The 19655-nt window shown below is 58.9% G+C and carries 14 protein-coding genes and 4 pseudogenes; 9 read left to right on the forward strand and 9 right to left on the reverse strand.

What is annotated here, in order from left to right; translation table 11 throughout:
* The first annotated feature begins 25 nt into the window (after nt 1-25).
* Both NKG95_RS16720 and NKG95_RS16725 read left to right on the forward strand, forming a co-directional pair.
* Entirely contained in the window at nt 26-976 is a 951-nt protein-coding gene (locus tag NKG95_RS16720) for a LysR family transcriptional regulator (protein WP_352548199.1), read from the forward strand.
* A 31-nt stretch (nt 977-1007) separates the two neighbouring features.
* Nucleotides 1008-1274: pseudogene (locus NKG95_RS16725) on the forward strand (hypothetical protein); the annotation flags it as partial.
* 77 nt (nt 1275-1351) lie between these two features.
* On the opposite strand, the pseudogene NKG95_RS16730 reads toward NKG95_RS16725, so the two are convergent.
* Nucleotides 1352-1732, reverse strand: a pseudogene (locus NKG95_RS16730) (transposase domain-containing protein); the annotation flags it as partial.
* Between the two features lie 439 nt (nt 1733-2171).
* Here NKG95_RS16730 and NKG95_RS16735 point away from each other — a divergent pair.
* The 4 genes from NKG95_RS16735 (at nt 2172) to NKG95_RS16750 (ending at nt 8312) form a co-directional block, all read left to right on the forward strand.
* On the forward strand, nt 2172-2972 hold the full coding sequence (locus tag NKG95_RS16735; RefSeq protein WP_352548198.1) for a M10 family metallopeptidase C-terminal domain-containing protein: 801 nt from the start codon (nt 2172-2174) through the stop codon (nt 2970-2972).
* Nucleotides 2973-3366: 394 nt separating this feature from the next.
* Entirely contained in the window at nt 3367-5136 is a 1770-nt protein-coding gene (locus NKG95_RS16740) for a type I secretion system permease/ATPase (protein WP_352910286.1), read from the forward strand.
* Entirely contained in the window at nt 5111-6424 is a 1314-nt protein-coding gene (locus NKG95_RS16745) for an HlyD family type I secretion periplasmic adaptor subunit (protein ID WP_352548197.1), read from the forward strand. Before NKG95_RS16740 ends, NKG95_RS16745 begins: the two co-directional genes overlap by 26 nt.
* Nucleotides 6425-7094: 670 nt before the next feature.
* The gene (locus NKG95_RS16750) at nt 7095-8312 is read left to right on the forward strand and encodes a tyrosine-type recombinase/integrase (RefSeq protein ID WP_352457555.1); all 1218 of its coding nucleotides are present in this window, start codon (nt 7095-7097) and stop codon (nt 8310-8312) included.
* Nucleotides 8313-8923: 611 nt separating this feature from the next.
* On the opposite strand, the gene NKG95_RS16755 is transcribed toward NKG95_RS16750, so the two are convergent.
* The 7 genes from NKG95_RS16755 to NKG95_RS16785 form a co-directional block, all read right to left on the reverse strand.
* Nucleotides 8924-11125 carry a xanthine dehydrogenase family protein molybdopterin-binding subunit gene (locus NKG95_RS16755; RefSeq protein WP_353041559.1) on the reverse strand — a complete coding sequence of 734 codons (2202 nt, stop codon included), beginning with the start codon at nt 11123-11125 and terminating at the stop codon, nt 8924-8926.
* Nucleotides 11126-11128: 3 nt separating this feature from the next.
* Entirely contained in the window at nt 11129-11587 is a 459-nt protein-coding gene (locus NKG95_RS16760; RefSeq protein WP_352467057.1) for a (2Fe-2S)-binding protein, read from the reverse strand.
* Nucleotides 11588-11934: 347 nt separating this feature from the next.
* Entirely contained in the window at nt 11935-12126 is a 192-nt protein-coding gene (locus NKG95_RS16765) for a hypothetical protein (protein WP_352517228.1), read from the reverse strand.
* Between the two features lie 294 nt (nt 12127-12420).
* Nucleotides 12421-13836, reverse strand: a complete 1416-nt coding sequence (locus NKG95_RS16770) for a mannose-1-phosphate guanylyltransferase/mannose-6-phosphate isomerase (RefSeq protein ID WP_352810648.1) — start codon at nt 13834-13836, stop codon at nt 12421-12423.
* A 55-nt stretch (nt 13837-13891) separates the two neighbouring features.
* Nucleotides 13892-14095 (reverse strand): hypothetical protein, encoded by a 204-nt coding sequence (locus tag NKG95_RS16775; protein ID WP_348633214.1) that lies wholly within the window; start codon nt 14093-14095, stop codon nt 13892-13894.
* Nucleotides 14096-14205: 110 nt separating this feature from the next.
* Nucleotides 14206-15195 carry a nodulation protein NodZ gene (locus tag NKG95_RS16780; protein ID WP_352517223.1) on the reverse strand — a complete coding sequence of 330 codons (990 nt, stop codon included), beginning with the start codon at nt 15193-15195 and terminating at the stop codon, nt 14206-14208.
* 393 nt (nt 15196-15588) lie between these two features.
* Nucleotides 15589-15744: a hypothetical protein gene (locus NKG95_RS16785; protein ID WP_352483792.1), complete on the reverse strand. Its 156-nt coding sequence runs from the start codon at nt 15742-15744 to the stop codon at nt 15589-15591.
* 247 nt (nt 15745-15991) lie between these two features.
* Here NKG95_RS16785 and NKG95_RS16790 point away from each other — a divergent pair, with 247 nt between their 5' ends.
* The 3 genes and pseudogenes from NKG95_RS16790 to gmd all read left to right on the forward strand — a co-directional run bounded on the left by NKG95_RS16790 (nt 15992) and on the right by gmd (nt 18351).
* The gene (locus NKG95_RS16790; RefSeq protein ID WP_352810644.1) at nt 15992-16465 is read left to right on the forward strand and encodes a hypothetical protein; all 474 of its coding nucleotides are present in this window, start codon (nt 15992-15994) and stop codon (nt 16463-16465) included.
* Between the two features lie 367 nt (nt 16466-16832).
* Nucleotides 16833-17149, forward strand: a pseudogene (locus NKG95_RS16795) (nodulation factor ABC transporter ATP-binding protein NodI); the annotation flags it as partial.
* A gap of 131 nt (nt 17150-17280) precedes the next feature.
* Nucleotides 17281-18351, forward strand: a complete 1071-nt coding sequence (gene gmd / locus NKG95_RS16800) for a GDP-mannose 4,6-dehydratase (RefSeq protein WP_352479096.1) — start codon at nt 17281-17283, stop codon at nt 18349-18351.
* A gap of 124 nt (nt 18352-18475) precedes the next feature.
* Here gmd and NKG95_RS16805 read toward each other — a convergent pair.
* Nucleotides 18476-18754, reverse strand: a pseudogene (locus tag NKG95_RS16805) (integrase core domain-containing protein); the annotation flags it as partial.
* Nucleotides 18755-19655: the final 901 nt, after the last annotated feature.

Below are 19655 nucleotides of genomic sequence, written 5' to 3' on the forward strand. Positions count from 1 at the left end.
ATCCACGCGTCGGATAGGTCAATACATGCGTTTTAAGGGACTCGATCTAAATCTCCTGGTTGTGCTGGACGCTTTGATCAGGGAGCGTAAAGTCACCGCCGCGGCCCGCAGTATTAACCTGAGCCAGCCGGCCATGAGCGCCGCCGTCGGTCGGTTACGCGCCTATTTCAGCGATGAGCTATTTACGATGAACGGCCGCGAACTCATTTTGACACCGCGCGCGGAGGGGCTCGCCACAGCAGTCCGGGAGGCATTGCTGCACATCCAGCTGTCGATTATTTCCTGGGACGCCTTTAACCCGGCCCGATCGGATCGTCGCTTCCGCATCATCCTTTCCGATTACCTCACGCTCGTATTTTTTAAGAAGATCGTAAAGCGTGCTGCGCGGGAAGCTCCCGCCGTCCGCTTCGAATGTCTGCTTATTTCCGACGACCCCGAGGAGCTTCTCCGGCGCGGCGACGTTGATTTTCTGATTATGCCGGAAGTGTTCATGTCGAAACATCCTCGCGCAGCCCTGTTCGAAGATATGCTCGTATGCGTAGGCTGCGGCACGAACAAGCAGCTGTCAGAGCCACTTACATTCGACCGATACTTGTCGATGGGGCAGGTTGTGCTTAAATTCGGGGACACCCGGCAGCCCTCCATCGAGGAATGGTATTTGCTCGAGAACGGTTTCGAGAGACGTATCGAGGTCGTCGTACAGGGCTTTAGCATGATCCCGCCCCTTCTATCAGGCACCAACCGCATCGGGACAATGCCCTTACGGCTGGCGCAGCATTTCGCAAAATTAACACCCCTGCGGATTGTCGAACTTCCGCCGCCACTTCCTGCCGCATTCACGGAGGCCGTCCAATGGCCTGCGCTTCACAATAATGATCCGGCAAGCCTATGGATGCGGGAAATGATGTTGCAGGAGGCATCTCGTATGATTACCCCGCCTAAGAGCACCGGACGTCTCAGTTGTCGGTCGAATTGAGAAACTGACCCCCTCGGTTATGAGAGGAGGAATGGATGGCGATTGGGATTGGGCGATTCCTGCATTGTCGAGAACGATGCAGGGAGAGCAGATCCTTCAGCATGAAGAGGTGGCAGCGATGCTGCGGCTGCATGAGCTTGGCTGGGGAATGAACCGACGGGCGAAAGAATTCGGGTGCGCGCGCAACACGGTGCCTCGGTATCTAAGCGAGGGCGGGACTGTTCCGTTTCGCAAGCCTGTGCGGCCGACCGCGTTTGACGGACTGGACCATTGGCTGCGGGAGCGCTTCTTCCCCCATGGCTCGGGCTGGATGACGATCTCGACCCGCTCCAGATGCGCCGGGAACGCCTTGCGCGGTCGCGCAGCACGTCGCGGCTCGCCTGTCGGTCTTGCGGCCTCGAGCTCGGACTCAATCGCGCCGAGCCCGGTCTGGATTTCGTCGAAGGCGAAGGCCTGCTGGTCACGTTCGAGCTTCTCGGAGCTGCGACCGAAGCGGCGCGCTCCAGCTGCTTGACGATCCCATGAAGGTCGGCGATCCGCTCCTGGGCAGGCTCGTTGAGTGTCGCCATCCGGACGATCTCGGCCTTGAGTGTTTCGCTCCGGAGTTGTTGCAGTTCGGCCTTCTCCGCCGCCATGGCGACGAACATCGCCTTGAGCGTATCGATTTCGTGGGGACGGGCCGAAGCGCTTCTCGTCATGACGCCGACAGAAGCTTATTGTGCACGGCCTGAAGCCCGCCTTTTGCGCCTGAGTCACTTCGCCACCGCCTTCCGGCCGGACGCCGTCGCCGTTCGGCTCGAACGCGTGTCCAGTCCATGCCTTCGACGAGCGCCATCAGTTTCGGCGCGGCAAGCCGATCACGCCGTTCTCCGCCAGCGGAACTTGTCCTCGTCCAGCGCTCACGGTGCGGGTATGCCGGCGTCGAGCAAACAGAGAGACGTTTGGGGCCCAACCAGGACGGCCCCGTTACGAAGTGTTGTCCTGGTCCGGTTTGAGTGTCGAATCTTCAGATCGATTGCTTGGGCGACCAGCTTCCCGGCCGCCAGCGAGCCCGCAACTGCTCAGCAGAAGGGCGAAGTGAACGTGAGTGCATCCATCTCGTAAATGTGTGTCTATCCAAGCAATCGATTTCTCTAATTATCCGATGAGGAATATGAAACGCGTCAGGCAGGGTGCATCATTAGGAGTATTTTTGATGGCAAAGATTATCGAGGGTGGCCCGGATTCCGAAACACTCCTCGGCACCGAGCTTGAAGATTGGATGGAGGGTTTCCAGGGCAATGACTGGATTGACGGTCGTGCCGGCAACGACGAGATCTCGGCTGGCCAGGGCAGTGACCGAGCCATTGGCGGCAAGGGTAACGACCGCATCTTCGGCGGAGATGGCTGGGACGATCTCTCCGGCGACAACGGCCGCTTCAACGCGCGCATCTCCGGTGAGGACAATGACAGGCTCAGCGGCGGTCCCGGCCAGGATGTCCTCTACGTGGGTGACGGCCAGGATAGGTTGACCGGGGGCACCGACAATGACACGTTCGTGTTCCAGTTCCACAATCCGGTGCCTGGGGTCGACCCGAGTGTCGGGTCGAAGCCGGACATTACCACTATCACCGATTTCAACCCGGCGGAGGACAAGTTCGCCTTCGATGCGGTGGGCCTCTACAACGACGGTTTTGGCGCGAACTTCGTCAACAACGCCAGCATACAGTCCGGCTACCCGGTGAGCAGCTTCTACAGTGGTGCGGCCTCGGGTGCGAACGGCGAACACGTCGTGGTAATCACTGGCGAATCTTTCAACTCTGCTTCTGAAGCCGCGAGTGCGATCTCCGGCGAGCACGCCGGCGACATCATTGTCTACCAAAGCAGCTACACCGACAGAGTCGCAACTCTGGCCTATGTCACCGCCGACGACAGCGCGCATGAGTTCGCCCACCTGGGCGGTGTGGTCACCGTGGCCGACCTAGGCCTGACCGCGTCGGACTTCACCTTCGTTTGATCCAGAAAACCCATACGGAACAGCGCCCCGCCCCCCTGGGCGGGCGCTTTCCGTTTCCGCTACTTGCGATGGGCCGGGGCGCCGGGAGCAGTCGCAGCGTGTACAGCTTGACGAAGCCCTGCACGTCGCGCTGGTCGTACACCGAAATCTCCCTGAAGGCGTGGAGGCGGAAGCCTGTTCGGGCCCTTGCGGCCGGCCACGATGACGTTGCCCTTCCAAACCTTCAGCCGGACGGTGTTGTTGTTGACCCGCTCCATTAGATGCCAAACCAAACACATTCGGCGGGAGCACTGATCCTGAATCAGCGAGCGGATGCAGTCGGTTGCCGCTCGGGGAGCAATATAGGGAGCTGGGTCGCCAGATCCTCACGGAGACCTACGTGAGTAACCATTCCTTGAAGGATTCAGCTTTGAGACCTTTCCCTCTGACTTCCGCTATTTGGGGAATTCTGTTGATCAGCGGCGTGGTCAACGTGCTTGCGCTGATCTCGCCGCTGTTCATGCTTCAGGTCTACGACCGCGTTCTGGCAAGTGGCAGCGTATCGACGCTAGTGGGGCTCGTCGTGCTTGCTGCAGGGCTTTATGCGTTCCAATGCCTGCTCGACGTTTTGCGCGCCCGCGTGCTGCTGCGGATTGGCGAGCGTTTCGATGAACAGTTTTCCGGACGCGTTCACGATGCGATCGTTCGCCTTCCGCTTTTAACGCGCATGCCGGGCGACGGCTTGCAGCCGCTACGCGATCTCGACAATGTTCGCGGATTCTTAGGTGGAAACGGCCCGACAGCGTTCTTCGATCTGCCATGGATGCTGCTTTATCTTGGCATTTGCTTCCTCTTTCATTTCTGGATCGGCATGACGGCACTTATCGGGGCGATCGGTCTCACATCTCTGACACTCCTTACCAACACTCTCTCGCAAGGGCCGATACGCGATACCATTGACCACAACATGGTACGCAATGGTCTACTGGAAGCAGCGCGCCGCAATGCCGAGGTCGTGCAAGCTCTCGGTCTCGCAAAGCGGATCGCTGCCCGATGGCACAAGGCCAATGCCAAGTATCTGGCCGCCAACCGGAAAGTCGGGGACCTGGCAGGTGGGCTGGGTGGCATTTCAAAGTCGCTGCGCGTGCTGCTGCAATCGGCCATTCTTGCCGTCGGCGCGTACCTTGTCATCAGGCAGGAGACTACGGCCGGGGTCATGATTGCCAGTTCGATCACGATGGGGCGTGCGCTGGCTCCGGTCGATCTGGCCATTTCAAGCTGGAAACCCTTCCTCATGGCGCGCCAGGGTTGGGCGCGGCTGGAGGACCTCTTGGGAAAGGTTCCTGAAACCGCTCCTGTTATGCCAATGCCTGCACCTGAACGCGAACTCCGCCTCGAAGGCGTGACAATCGTTCCGCCCGGCGAAAGGAAGCCGACCGTGACCGGCCTTGCGTTTGCCGTTCAGGCGGGAAGCGCACTCGGGATCATCGGTGCATCGGGTTCGGGCAAGTCGACACTCTCGCGCGCCATCGTCGGCGCATGGGCGCCGGTCGCCGGAAAGGTTCGCATCGACAGCGCAAGCCTCGATCAATGGGACCGGGAAGCGCTAGGCCGTCATATCGGCTATTTGCCGCAAGGTGTTGAACTATTCGACGGCACCATTGCCGAAAACATCGCTCGTTTTGAAGATAATCCTGACCCTGAGGCTATTGTCACCGCGGCGAAAGCAGCGGGCACGCACGAACTGATCCTCCGATTTGAGCACGGCTACGAAACTCCGATTGGTGAGGCCGGATCGGCACTTTCCGCCGGGCAGCGCCAGCGTATCGGTCTTGCCCGTGCTCTTTATCGAGACCCTTTCCTTGTTGTGCTGGATGAACCCAATGCCAATCTCGATGCGGAAGGCGAGGCTGCGGTTGTCAAGGCGATCGCCTCCGTGCGCGAGCGCAAGGGCATTGCGGTTGTCGTTGCCCATCGGCCGAGCGCCATCCGCGCCGTGGATTTGGTGTTGGTGATGGAAGGTGGACGGCAGCGAGCATTCGGTGCGCGTGATGAGGCGCTTTCCAAAGTCCTTAAGGGGGCAGCGATGGCATCAGGCGCTGGGGTCAAGGCCATCGAGTCTACACAGGATAACGAGCGCGCTGACATGGAGGATCCCGGTGTCCGGCATTCATCAGAACAATGACGTTTCCAGGTCCATTCGCCGGCACCTGGTGGCGGGCCTGCTGGCGAGCGTGATCTTTGTGGGAGGAGCCGGAGCCTGGGCGGCCTTCACGAATCTCTCCGGCGCGGTTGTCGCGTCCGGACACTTTGTCGTCGATTCCTATGTGAAGAAGGTGCAGCACCCGACCGGCGGGGTGGTGGGAGAAATCCTGGTGAGCGAAGGTGATAAAGTAAAAGCCGGCGACATCCTCATGCGGCTCGACGCCACCCAGACGCGCGCCACTCTCGCTGTAGTCACCAAGCGGCTCGATGAGCTGGCCGCCAACCTGGCACGACTCGAAGCTGAGCGTGACGATCTGGCGGAGATCGCCTTCCCGGACTGGCTGCTCGCCCGCAGAGATGTTCCGGACGTAGCTTCGGCAGTACATGGCGAGACGCGGCTGTTCGAATTCCGCAGACAATCCCGCGACGGAAGGCAGGCGCAGCTAGCGGAACGCATCACTCAATATGAGCACGAGATCGAGGGGCTCAAGGCGCAGGCAATCGCTTGTGAGAAAAGCACCGAGATCCTTCAAAAGGAAATTGCTGCCCTGAGTGGGCTGCGCGACCAAGGCATTGTCTCGGACCAACGCTTGAACAGTCTGAAGACGCAGGTTGCCACTTTCGGCGGCGAACGCGGTGAGAAGATTGCACATCAGGCACAGACGGCAGCCCGCATAGCCGAAACGCGCCTGCAGATCCTGCAGATCGATCCGGATTTCAAGACGGAAGTCGGCCAGGAGCTCAGAGAGGTTCAGGCGCAGGTTGGGGAGTATGTTGAGCGCAAGGTGGCGGCTGAACAGGAACTGCGACGGATCGATATTGTCGCGCCGCAGTCAGGCGCCATTCAACAACTCGCAGTTCATACGGTCGGAGGAGTGATCACGCCCGCCGATCCGATTATGCTAATCGTGCCGGAAGGCGACGATCTTGCGCTTGAAGCACGAATCACCCCGAAGGACATCGACCAAATCCAGCTTGGTCACAAGGCCGTGCTGCGGATGTCAGCCTTCAATCTGAGGACCACGCCGGTATTGAACGGATATGTCAGCCGGATCGCAGCCGATCTGGCGACGGACGAAAAAAACGGCGTTTCGTATTACCTGGTGCGTCTGTCGGTTCCGCATGCGGAACTGACGAAGCTCAAGGACCTGACGCTCGTGCCCGGCATGCCGGCCGAAGCGATGATCCAGACGGGCGAGCGTACGGCGCTTTCTTATTTTGTGAAGCCGCTGTCGGACCAAATCAGTCGCGCATTCCATGAGGAATGAAAGTAACCACAGAAACATTTTGTTGGTATTCTTGTTGGTTGTTACGCATGCATGAGAGTCATAACCGTCTGAAAACACAGCCATACTTTCCTCAGTTGGATTCCGCCTCTGACTCAGATTCGTGGTTCCACGGTCATTTTGCCCTTCCAAGTCGCCGACCATTCAGTTCTTGGCCTCGAGCGCATTAAGATACCCATCATCGTACACAAAGGCTGGAAAAGAGTCCGGTGTCTTGAGCGATCCTGAGGTCTGGAGACCTAGGGTGAGCCTGCAAGCACAGGGCTAGGACATGATTGAGCGTCTGCAATATTCGGACAGGTACATAGGAAGACAGGCAGGCGTCAAAAACGCGCTTTCAACGCGCTAAACCGATGCTACGCACCCCGAGCGTCTTGCCGCCCTCGCTCCCGCCGGTAGGAATCAATCGCGAGCAGGCTGCGACGTTCATCGGCGTAAGCTCAACGACCTTTGATGAAATGGTCCAGGACGGCCGGATGCCCCAGCCACGAATGCCGAGCAAGGGGCGCATTGTTTGGGACGTCGAGGAACTTGTATTGGCCTTTCGAAAGCTCCCTCACCGCCAAATCGGAGGAGCACCAAAGCTTGACGAAGATTCGCCGCCACTAGACAATCCTTGGGATCGAAAACCACGAACATGACGGATGAGCCCGTGAAAATCGATCTTAAGGGCGTAGTGAAGGACACTGATCGCCACGGCAATGATCGGTACTATTTTCGCGCACCGGGTCGGAAGAAGGTCCGGCTCCGTGAACCGACCGGCAGCGACGAGTTCCTCGAGGAACTGCGGTGCGCGCGCGCCGAGGTCACTTATGTTCGGCCCGGCACTCTTCCCGAGATTTGCCGGCGCCTCCCCAAGCCTTCCGAGCCAGCGAAGAAAGGCACGTTGCTGTGGCTTTGCCAGGAGTATTACCGTCGGGGCGGCACGGAAATCACCCAAGACACTATGGCGCGCCGACGAGCAATTCTGGAGCGCGTATGCGAATTACCTCATCCCCTCGAAGGTGACCCGGATCCTCAGTATCCCACCAAGGGATCTCTGCCATTCGCCGGTATGAAACGGTCTCATGTTAAGGAGATCAGGGACACCAGGCTCGACGCCCTTGGCGCGGCAAACAATATCGTAAAAGCCATCAGCGCGATGTTTGAGTGGGCAAAGGACACAGAGATTCCGGGCGTCGACTCCAATCCCGCCCGCGGCATCAGACGGCTAAAGAGCGGCGACGGCTGGCACCCATGGGACGTGTCGGAGATCGTTCAATATGAGAAGCGGCATCCGCTGGGTACCGCAGCCAGACGTGCGCTCTCGATCTTCATGTTTACTGGCCTGCGGTTGTCCGACGTCGCGATCTTCGGTCGACAGCACATCACGCTCGTCTACAACGAGGAGACCGAGCAGTGGGAGAAGTGGATCAGAATTAAGCCTGGGAAGACCAGTCGTAACAAGGATGCGGTGTTGGTGGAGCTCCCGCTTCTGCCCGAACTAGAGGCGGAACTTGAGCACACGCCCTCCGACCAGATGACCTTCCTGGTCAATGAGTATGGTCGCCCGTTCTCGGAGAACGGTCTGGGCAACAAGATGCGCCAGTGGTGTGATCAAGCTGAGCTGCCGCACTGCAGTGCTCATGGAATTCGCAAGGCCGGCGCGACGATCGCCGCTGAGAACGGCGCGACGCACGAGCAGCTGAAGGCGATATATGGGTGGACTACGTACCAGCAGCCCGACCACTACATCAAGAAAGCGCGTCGCCGGAAGGTAGCGAGAGCGGCGAAATACCTGCTGGTTATCGATCGAAAAGAGAACAAAATTGTCCCACTTTCTGAGGGGGTTGAAAGAGGTGGGACAAAAATGGCCAAAAAATCCAATTAAATCAACGGCCACAAAAGCCAATGGTGGGCCCGGAGGGTATTCCGAAAGCCATAAAAATCAATTGGTAAGAGATCAGTGGGACTTCAGAGCATTCAAATCTTTTCCAATGTTTTTCAATGTTGTTGTCCCACTCAGAAGTGCCTCAGTCCACCAAGCCGACGCACTGAACGCCTCACTCGGAAGGGAGGTTTGCGCAAGGCGAAAGGAAGATCGCGTCGGTGTGCAGCCTTCCTGAGAAGGGTCGCGGTAGCGCCAACTGCTGACGCTCAGCGCGAAGACATCAATGTCCTGTTATGGGGCCGTCAGAGGACCGGCCGCTTCTCGCGCCCAGAAAGCGATAGCAGACATGCAACTAGGTGGTACAAAGTCTCTAGCGTGACCCTTTCGAGACATTTGCGTGCGGCGTTTGCGTCTCGAAAGCGGTTCTTTAGTGCTACCAGCACCAACGACCGTCTGCGGTCGTTCAGAACACGGGTTACCGTCTCTAAACCGGATATTGGACCGGGCAGCCGCCGGAAATTGCGAATGGAGGTGATCGCCTGTCAGGAGGCGTTCAAAAACGACCTACGACCGCGATCTTCATCCGGCCGTTTTCATGGTGTCATTCCCGGCTATGCTGACAAGTTCTTTATGATCGGCAGCTTGCGGATCGTCTTGCCCGTCGCCGCCCGTAGCGCGTTGGCGACGGCCGGGCCGATCGGCGGCACACCCGGCTCGCCAACGCCCGTGGGCGGCTCGTCGGACGGCACAATGTGCACCTCGACGCGCGGCATCTGCTCGATCCTGAGCGGCATATAGGTGTCGTAGTTCTCTTGGTCTACGACACCGCCCGTCAGGGTCAGCTCCTCCTGGAGGATCGCGCCTAGCCCGAAGCCGATACCGCCCTCCATCTGAGCGCGGATCTGGTCAGGATTTATCGCGGTGCCGCAATCTACCGCGCAGACGACGCGGTCGACTTTGAAATCATTTCCATCGTTGAAGGTGATCTCCACCACCTCGGCGACATAGGTCGAGAGGCTTTCATGCAGGGCCACGCCGCGGAAATGGCCTTCCGGCAGAGGCTTGTCCCAGCCTGCCTTCTCAGCAGCCAATTTCAGCACGCCGGCATGCCGTGAATGGTGACCGAGCATCGACAAGCGGAAGTCGACCGGATCACGGTTCGCAGCGGCGGCGAGCTCATCAATCAGGGTTTCCATTGCGTAAGCGGTGTGGGTGGAGCCTACCGAACGCCACCACAGCACTGGGATGTTCACGTCCGTGGTGGTCAGCTCGACCTTCAGGTTCGGGATCGCATAGGGCAGGTTGGTGGCGCCCTCCACGGAGGTCGGATCGATGCCGTTCTCGATCATCGCCGCAAAGGGCGAACCGCCCGCGATCGATTGGCCCACGATGTGGTCATGGAGAGCGACGACATTGCCTTCCTTGTCGAGCCCCGCCTTGACTGCGTGCACATAGGCCGGCCGGTACCGCCCACCCCGCATGTCGTTCTCGCGGGTCCACTGCACCTTCACTGGCTTGCCGGGTCCCAGTGCACGCGCTGTGGAAACAGCTTCGATAATGAGATCTGCGTCCGAGACCGCTCGGCGGCCGAAGCTGCCGCCGGTCTTCATCACGTGCAGCCTCACCTTGTCCGGCGTGGTGCCGCCTACTTGAGCGGCAGCCGCCTGATAAAGGTCGGGCATCTGGTGTCCGCCCCAGACGTCGATGGTGCCGTCTTCGTTGATTCGGGCGGCCGCGTTGAGTGGCTCGATCGAAGCATGGACAAGATAGGGGAATTCGTAGTGCCCTTGGATGACTTTCTCAGCACTGGCCAACGCTGCGGGAGTGTTACCGTCGTCGCGCGCGGTGGCCGCGCCCGGATCGTCTGCTGCCTTAGTGTATTCGGCCATGATCTCGGCCGTGCCGCGCCTTTCGGCCTTCTCTTCGTTCCAGGTCACCTCCACGAGATCGCGGCCCTTGAGCGCCGTCCACATGTCCCTGCCGACCACGGCAATGCCGCGCGGCGTCTGGACGACATCGACAATGCCGTCGAGTGCCTTGGCCTTGGAGGCGTCGAAGCTCTCGATCTCAGCGCCGAACTTCGGCGGATGGATCATAACGGCCGTATTGAGTCCATCCATCTTGAGGTCGATCGTGTAGGTCTGCGCGCCATTGGTCTTGCCGGCGGAATCGTAGCGCTTGAGGCTGTCCGATCCGATCTGGGCCCACTTGTCGCGCGGCTTTAGCGGCACGTCGTCGGGAACCGGCATTCCCGCTGCGGCTTCAGCCAGGTCACCGAAGCGCGCCTGCATCCCTGAGGCGTGCGACACGACCCCGGAAGCCACTGTGATCTCGCCGGCTGGCACGTCCCACCGCTGCGCCGCGGCCGCCACCAGCATGGCCCGTGCGGCAGCACCCGCCTTGCGGTAGCGCTCCCACGACGAGCTCATCGACGTGGAGCCACCGGTTCCCTGCGCGGCCCCGCCCCAGGCGAGATTGCCGTAGAGCGCGGTATTGCCATATCCGCCGACCACGTGGACCTGCGCCCAGGCGCCGTCGAGCTCTTCCATAACCAGGGTGGCGATGCCGAAATAGGAGCCTTGTCCCATCTCGAACTGCGACGAGTGGATGACGATTCGGTTCTCCGGTGTGATCTCGACATAGGTTTGGAAGGGGTTCGCCTGGACCGCTGCAGGCGTCGTTTGTGCGTTGGCGGGCGCGGCCATCATTAGCCGGTAGCCCACGGCGAGGCCCGCGGTGGTGACGGCCGTGCCGAGGACGAACTGGCGGCGCGTGGGCCCCACGGCATTATGCTTCGGGAGAAACTGCAACATGCCTCAAGTCTCCAGCCGGTTGGCGGTCTCGTGGATGGCCGCGCGGATGCGATGATAGGTGGCGCAGCGGCAGAGATTGCCGCTCATCGCCGAATCAATATCATCGTCCGTCGGCTTCGGCGTCTCTGTCAGGAGGGCCACGGCCGACATGATCTGGCCAGACTGGCAATAGCCGCATTGAGGTACGTCGAACTCGGCCCACACGGCCTGGACCGTTTCGCCGATCTTGCCCGACACGCCCTCAATGGTGGTGATCGAGGCTCCTTCGATGTCGCCGACTGCGGTCTGGCACGAGCGCGTCGGCATGCCGTTAACGTGAACCGTGCAAGCGCCGCACTGGGCAAGGCCGCAACCGAATTTCGTTCCTGTGAGTCCGATGCCGTCACGGATCGCCCAGAGCAGCGGCATCTCTGGATCGACGTCGAGTGTTCGCGCCTCGCCATTGAGGGTAAAAGCGACCATGGCTTGCTCTCCTTGTCCTGAGCTGGCTATCTCGTTGCGCCTCCGCCCGGCTAGGAACCGGACTCTTCTTGCTGAGGCATAGCGACCACAGACTAGGATCGCGCAGCTCGAGCAACAAGCCGCTAGCTGGCAATCGCGAGATCGTGAAGTGGCTCGTGTCGAAAGGCTGGAGGCAACTGAATGTCATTTTTGGGCCGACCGGCCGGTCAGTTTCCGGCTCGATGACCTGGTTGGCAGTCATTCCGCTTCTAAGCCTAAACCCCAGACATGAACTGTAGCAGCATCATAAAAGACGACATCAAGCGGCGGTTTTTCGTTGCGCTGCACCGCTAGCTCGTTCGCGTGGTTCATGATCCGCTGGTTATCCGCGGATGCTGGTTCACCATAGATGCCAGAAACTTGCCACGCGCTATGCGGTTAAGGATGTGGTCGTCATTCGTAGCGAGCGAATGGCCGAAAATGAAGAAGCAATGGCTGGCGGTCTTCACATTCGCGGTGAACTGCTTGAAGCCTTGGTACAGGTAGGCATTGTGACGGATCTTCGCCTTCTTCTGGGCGCTGGTGGGCTGATGAAGGGCGGCTTAGGGTCATGATTTCCCGCTGCAATGACCGATGAGTCACAGACGCTGCATTTCGCGCTAGACCGCAACTGCGGTATTCTCGATCATACGCTCAGCCATCCTATTCGCACCTCGTTGCCGCCGTTCGCGGTCATTCGCCGCTGCCTTGGTCAATTCCCGATTCCACAAGCATCCGGTCCTGAGTGGGCAGACGGCCTTCCTAGTGGTAATTAGTCAGCGACACGTTGACCGTTCTCGTCATGCGGGTGAAATCTACGTTCGACCATATACGTCGTCGAAGCGAACGATATCATCCTCGCCGAGATAATCGCCGCTCTGCACTTCAATGATCACCAGGTCAATTCTGCCTGGGTTCTCCAGCCGATGCTTATGGCCGCAGGGGATGTAGGCTGATTGGTTTGTCGCCAGGAACAACTCCTGCTCGCCATTGACGATTTTCGCGGAGCCGCTGACCACGACCCAGTGCTCCGAACGATGATAGTGCATCTGCAGGCTCAGCCGCCGACCGGGCTTCACCTCGATGCGTTTGATCTTGAAGCGCTCGCCTTGCTCAAGAACCGTGTAGGTACCCCACGGCCGGTGTACCGTGCTATGGACCAGGTGAGCTTCATGTCCTGAAGCCTTGAGGCCCTCGAACAGCTTCTTGACGTCCTGAACGCGGTCGCGGGATGCGACAAGCAAAGCGTCCGGGGAATCGACGATCACCAGATCGCTGACACCGACCGTGCCGATGACGCGCTTGTCGGAGCTCACATAGCTGCCGGTCGTGTCGACCATATGCACATCGCCGCGTATCCTGTTCCCGCTTTCGTCGGGGGCGATCAAATCGGCCATTGCGTTCCAGGATCCGATGTCGTTCCAATCCATGTCGCAGGCAACCACGGCAAGTTTGTTCGTCTTCTCCATGACAGCGTGGTCGAGCGAGATTCGCGGGGCGGAGCCGAAATGCTCAGGCGCGAGTTCGATTTTGGCAAAGCCTTCGCCTTGACTGAAGCGCCCGTTCTCGTAGCTGTCGGAGGCGGCCTGGATCACCGCGGGGCAATGCGATGCCATCTCGTCGAGCATGGTTTGTGCGCTAAAGCAGAAAATGCCGGCGTTCCAGAAGAAGCGCTTGGACGCGACATAGGCTTTGGCTGTGTCCAGATCCGGTTTTTCAACGAAACGGACGACTTTCTCACCATCCGCTTCGATATAGCCGAATGCCGTGTCCGGTCTGGTTGGGGTGATGCCCAATGTGGCGATCCGCCCGAGCTTCGCATGTTCGATGGCCCGGCACATGACGTCTAAAAATGCAGGCAGGTTGCCAACCATGTGATCGGCTGGGAAGACGCATAGAATCGCGTCAGGGCCTTGCGTTGCCTTGGCATGGATGGCGGCTGCCGCAACGGCTGCGGCCGTATCCCGGCCTTCAGGCTCGAGCAAAAAGGTGCGTGGCAGGACCACGGAATCTAGTTCGTCGAACTCGTCCTTGGTAAGGAAGAGGTGTTCCCCAGATGTCACGGCGACGAGTTCCACTACGCCCTTTATCGAACCGACGCGCAGCACAGTGTGCTGAATGAGAGAATGTCCATCTGCTACTTTAAGGAAAGGTTTGGGGTGCGATTGCCTCGAAGCGGGCCATAGCCGCGATCCGGCTCCACCGCTGATGATGACGGGAACCACTTTCATTAAACAACCTCGATTTCGTCTCTGGACGTCATTGCCCGCGCCCTTAGCGTCAGCGTCACGACCGCCGTCGCTCTAGGATGGTCTTGCGGCGCTCCGAGTAACAGCGAAGTTCTGGCGCGTTGCCGGACGGCCGCAGATGAATGATCTCGTCATTCTGTATTCGTGCCCTAAGGCCGTTGGTTTCATCGACGTCGGCAACAGTCCCGAATGGAGCCAAGAACTGCTGCAGTGTGTCCGGATCCTCAAGCCTGCGGATCAAGCTGAGCAGCTGCGGGACATTTAGCGTATGCCATGGCCCGCCTCTCGTGGATTGCGGTCGATGTCTCTATGCCTGTTCGTTCCATTTGCCGAATTGCCCAGGTAGCGGTCTTAATCAAGATGAGAGACTCTTTGGCTGCCTTCTATCAAAATCAAACGACTTGGGTCCTTCAGATCGAACTCAATTACCCGCGGTACGAAAAGGCGTGCATATCGTGTAAAGGCGCTCGTCGGAGGAAACCGAACTACAGTATCGCAGCGCCCGAGAAGATACATCTCAACGAGGGCGGAAATTGCGCCGTCCATCCCAAGTGCTGCAGTGTGTAAGGGGCCGTCTTGATCGGATCGGAAATGCTTGGGGACGGTGAGAAGATCGGGAAACTTGGCCGACAGATGATCCAGGATTTGCGCGCTGTCCGTGCACAAGAACAGCCGCACAGGCTTGGGGTGCGGCAACGCTTTAGCCTTATCAACCGCAGTGCACACTTGTCGAACGGCGAACTCCGGATCGGCCCAGTAGGGCGCATGGTCCATGATGTCTTCACCGTTACCATGTCGAACATGAACCCCGATGATGCTGTGCCCCTCAAAACATTCTTGGTAAATGGCATCTATGCGTGTTTGAATTTCAGACCGAGGCTTGACACTCTGGAAGACCTGCCGCTCGGCATCCTCATCGCAGCGCCACATCAAGCAAGCGTCACACACTACTGTGTTCGCTTCGACATCGTGTTCGGCCTGAAAGAGCTCGCCCAACTCGTCGCGCTCTTGGAAAATCTGCTCATCTGGGCGGTAAAGGCAGTCGATCGCTGGCCTATTCCACCACTCCGGGAAGAATGGACCCGGGAAGGAAAAGTCGTTGATCCGGTCGTCGCAAATAGCCGGTACGCCAGCGATGTCATTGATCGGTTGGAAGAACACCGGAAAGGCATTTGTGAAGGGTTGGTCGAGATAGCAGGACCCGCGCCAGTCGACGGCTAGCGTTCGTCCCGACCGCTGAGCGTAGCGCCAAGCGGCCGCCAGCGACCACAGACAATCACCGAACCCCGTACGCCTCTGAGAGACGACGAACCTGCGCTTTACCAATCCACTGACCTGCATTTTCGGAAATCTCGTTTCAGAGACGAGGTTGCATCTGACTTGGGATCTCTTAATCGATACTAGTCGACCGTTACGCCGGGCGATTTGGTAGAGGCTGCGCGTGGGGCAGAAGAGCTCCTCAGCACTGCCTATCCTTATCTCTGTGACGCTCGCAAATCTTGACGCCGGGTACACTCGCTTCCGGTTTAAATTCAGCGTTCTCTAATGCGCCCGGCGAGATGTGTAAAATTGATTGCGTGAATGTGGCCCATCCATGTGATGGATACTAAGGCGTTCCTTGACCATGAGCCTCTGCTGACGTGGGGCCGCGCTTTGCTAAGCGAAACAGCCGGTCGAGGCAGTCCACAAAGTCCCTTTTTCAAGTCCAATTCTTAACTGCCTCAACGTAACATGTCATTTGCGGGCGTTTCCTGAAGGACGGATGTGCAGGACCCGCCAGCCGTCGAATGTCAGGCGCAGGCCATCCACGTCATTTATGGCCATCATGGCGTCCGGTCCCATCGAAAGATGCGACACGGCGCCCTCTGACGCTTTCAAGTGCGCCAACATGGCGCAACTCCTGCCGGATAGCTTTCGAGCCGGCTGGACTGAGCGACTGGCACGCGATGCTGTGCGACGATGGCCGGGAGAGGAATTTTGGCGTCTGCAGCCATGTGGAGGATCGTTCCGACGGTTCTGCGGGTTCTCGGTGTCAGAGCGGACATCTGTGCGAACCCGCTCTCGTCCGTTTTCGACAGGCCCTTGAGGTTCATGACCCTGTTGTTCGCCGAGATCACCCGCCAGTTCAGCGATCTAGGTGAAGATCGGCACGCCTGTCGATGCGGCGATCATCGCCTCGGCCAGCGAAGATGATGAAGAGGGCCATTGGGTCAAGTACAAGCGCCGACCAGCGTTTCATTGCTTCAAAGCCCATTTCGGTGCCTACGCCGATACGGCCCTTGTCGAGGAGATCGCCCACGGCGCCCACACCGAGGACGGCAACGCCGTTCCTGATGCTCTGCCCGACAATCCCGGCGAAGTGTTTGCCGACAGCGCCTACCGAGGCAATCATCTCGGCGACGCGGTGCGCGCCAAGGGTGGAAGGCCGCGCATCGTCGCAACCGCTATGTGGGGGCGCGACGAGGCCGAAAGCTCGACGCCTGGAACCAACCGATCCACAGAATTTGTACTCGGATCGAGAAGATCTTCGGCACCTGTAGCCGGATGCGATGGCGAGGGCTGGCAAAGGCGGCCGTTCAAATTCGCCGCACTGCGATCGCCTACAGTATGAATCACAGTTTGATGGTCGCCTCGTCCCGCCCATCGTTGAAGCCCAGCCACCGTTTTCGGGCTAGCGCGCCCGAAATTCCTTGGAGGTCAATACGTAATGCCCTACCCGGCTTTTCGCCGCCGTCTCAGATGTGCGGTTCGCCCAAGCCCCCGACTGCCACGAACTTTGTCTTCGCGCGGAGCGAAACCTCGCGCCCACGACTTTGTGCCGCCGATGGTGCCGCGCTGCCCTGTCAAACAATCCGTTTTATGGATGCACCTCATCCAAACAATCGATTTCACTGATCAAAACAATTTCCATTAGAAGACGCTGAAGCAGGCAAAGATTACTTGGTCAGCGCAAAAGAGGGATGGTGGAGTTCTAGTGTGGGTTGGACCCACATGCTCGCCATTTTATCTGGGAACTGCTACGTGCCCTGTTGGCGCAGGGCAATACGATTCCACTGGCCACCCACTTCGTGGAAGAAGCGGAGCGGCTGGGCAACCGACTGTGCGTGCTTGAGAACGGATGTAGAATCCCAGAAGGGCGTCCTAACTCGCTGATTGATGAGCAAATCGGGTGCGACGTGATTGAAATCTATGTCGCTCACCCCGTGAGCTGAGTTCGGCACTCAGGCCGCATGTGCGACTTAGGCAGGTTAGCGGCGAGACTCTGTTTTGCTATGCCTCGAAGCAGGAGCAGGTGTGCTCGCTGGCTGACACTGTCAATGACGAGCTCCGCGCCGCATCTGTCGAAATCCTACCATAGGGTATGAGGCGGGCCGCCGGTGTGGCGAGCCAGATTCGAAACTTCAACTACCATAGAGCAGGAAGAAAATGGGCGAGAACAGGAAAGTTGCTCTGGTTACGGGCATAACGGGACAGGATGGTGCCTATCTCACGCGTCTTCTGCTGGAAAAAGGCTACGTCGTTCATGGGATTAAGCGACGTTCCTCTTCCTTCAACACGGGTCGCATCGAAGACATCTACCAAGACCCGCACGATCCCGATCCGCGCCTAATTTTGCATTACGGTGACCTCACTGATGCGACTAATCTCATCCGAGTAGTTCAGGAATCCCAGCCAGACGAGATTTACAACTTGGCCGCTCAGAGCCATGTCCAGGTGTCGTTCGAAACGCCGGAATACACAGCAAACGCCGACGGTATCGGAACATTGCGACTTCTTGAGGCGATCCGCCTTCTCGGTCTGAAGGACAAGACCCGCTTCTATCAGGCCTCGACTTCAGAGCTCTACGGCCTCGTGCAATCCGTACCGCAGAACGAAACAACGCCCTTTTATCCGCGCAGCCCTTACGCCGCCGCCAAGCTCTACGCCTACTGGATCGTGGTCAACTATCGCGAGGCCTATGGTATCCATGCTTCCAACGGCATTCTCTTCAATCATGAAAGCCCACTGCGCGGCGAAACTTTTGTGACGCGCAAGATCACCCGCGCCGCCGCTGCTATCTACCTCGGCAAGCAGGACAAGCTTTATCTCGGCAATCTCGATGCTCAACGCGATTGGGGCCATGCGCGTGAGTACGTGCGTGGTATGTGGATGATGATGCAGCAGGATCAACCGGATGATTACGTGCTGGCGACGGGCAAGACGACCCCTGTCCGCCAATTCGTCGAATGGGTTTTCAAAGATGTCGGCGTCGAGCTCGAATGGCGTGGTGAGGGAGTCGACGAAAAGGGCTATGATGTCGAGACCGGCAGATGCCTAGTCCAGGTAGACCCACGCTACTTCCGCCCCACGGAAGTCGATCTTCTCCTGGGCGATGCCACCAAGGCGAAGGAGAAGCTCGGCTGGGTGCATGAGACATCCGTGCGCGAGCTCGCCGCGGAAATGGTGCGGGAAGACCTCAAGGTCATGCAGACATCGGTAATCATGAAGGAAGCATAATGTACGATCTGAAGGGAAAAGCCGTGTGGGTCGCGGGCCACAAGCATGGTGGGCAGCGCTGTTGTAGGCCGCCTCGCGTCTGAAGACTGCAAAGTTATGGCCGCCCTGACGTTTCCCCCAAATTTTATCCAGTCTTGAGTTCGTTTCCGCGGGTGGATTTGCCCTGATGGCCAGTGGACGCGACGGGTGCTGGCGCGGAGCGTTTCACGTTGCGCAGCGCGAGCGACCGTCGCGGGTTGAAGGTCGATGCACATTCGTTGGGTGTCTGCCATCCGATGTGCGAGTGCGGACGCGCGCCGTTGTAATCGGCGCGCCATACATTGAGCCTCGCGCGGGCCTGGGCCAGGGACGTGAACCGCGTCTCGTTGAGGAGTTCATCGCGAAGGGGGCCGTTGAAGCTCTCGCGTTAGGGTCCTAGCCAACCTCCGACTGTGAACTCGCGGAAGCGATTTACGGCAAGCGCACACAGCAGCTCGTCCACGGCGTTCGTACATGAAGTTTGGAAACTTATAATACTGGTACACACCTCCATGGGGGAACATTATCTCCAATATCTCAGCGATTACCGGATAGCTATCTGCCTTCACCTACCTCGGCCTAGTGCAGAATCTTGGCCGAATGAACTCGGCGCTCTTGCTGCACACCAATGGTCCGTCCCGCGCGAAGTGCGATCATACCGCCGCAGCTTACCTTCAAATCCGGCACTGGCGAGGATCTAGATCCAAGCCGACGGCGCCGGGGATCAAATAAAAAGCCGCCGACCGAAGCCAGCGGGCTTGATTGGGATGGCCCGCGCGGACGGTCAAGGCTGCGCCGGCCGACCATGGCGGAGGGACCACCTTGGTCAACGGCACGGCCCGATGACGGCGTGCCGATGTACCACAACATGCGGCGAGATAGAGCCTTCCGGCGTCGCGGAAAAAAAGCCCGCCGGTTTTGAGCCAGCGGGCAAGTTCTGGAGTGGCTGAGATCAACCCAGCATCAGTCAACGACCGGCGGAAGAGTTGGTTGCAGTGGATGCCAGCTAGCCGCAGCATGCTGTGAATCGTAGCAATGTGAAAAACAAAACTCTGGACTTCTAGGTCGGACTCGCCCCAATATTTGTTTGGGGGAATTCACATGAAAATTGGAGCACTCATCGCAAGTGCAGCCCTGTGCGTCAGCGGCTGCTCTACGAGCACTGTCGTGTCGGACAGCGATCTCACGGCAATGAATACCGTTGCGCTATGTCACGTTCTCGCCAGCAGCACGGACGAACAGTATCGTAGTCGGGTAGCGGCCCTTCTAGTGCGCAGGCGCGCAAC

The sequence above is a fragment of the Mesorhizobium sp. M1423 genome, assembly GCF_040317575.1.
Lineage (GTDB): Bacteria > Pseudomonadota > Alphaproteobacteria > Rhizobiales > Rhizobiaceae > Mesorhizobium.

Excerpts from the sequence above, each read along its gene's own strand:
- NKG95_RS16755 (WP_353041559.1), bottom strand. The coding sequence starts at position 11,125 with ATGTTGCAGTTTCTCCCGAAGCATAATGCCGTGGGGCCCACGCGCCGC.
- NKG95_RS16720 (WP_352548199.1), top strand. The coding sequence starts at position 26 with ATGCGTTTTAAGGGACTCGATCTAAATCTCCTGGTTGTGCTGGACGCT.
- NKG95_RS16760 (WP_352467057.1), bottom strand. The coding sequence starts at position 11,587 with ATGGTCGCTTTTACCCTCAATGGCGAGGCGCGAACACTCGACGTCGAT.
- gmd (WP_352479096.1), top strand. The coding sequence starts at position 17,281 with ATGGGCGAGAACAGGAAAGTTGCTCTGGTTACGGGCATAACGGGACAG.
- NKG95_RS16770 (WP_352810648.1), bottom strand. The coding sequence starts at position 13,836 with ATGAAAGTGGTTCCCGTCATCATCAGCGGTGGAGCCGGATCGCGGCTA.
- NKG95_RS16785 (WP_352483792.1), bottom strand. The coding sequence starts at position 15,744 with ATGTTGGCGCACTTGAAAGCGTCAGAGGGCGCCGTGTCGCATCTTTCG.
- NKG95_RS16735 (WP_352548198.1), top strand. The coding sequence starts at position 2,172 with ATGGCAAAGATTATCGAGGGTGGCCCGGATTCCGAAACACTCCTCGGC.
- NKG95_RS16780 (WP_352517223.1), bottom strand. The coding sequence starts at position 15,195 with ATGCAGGTCAGTGGATTGGTAAAGCGCAGGTTCGTCGTCTCTCAGAGG.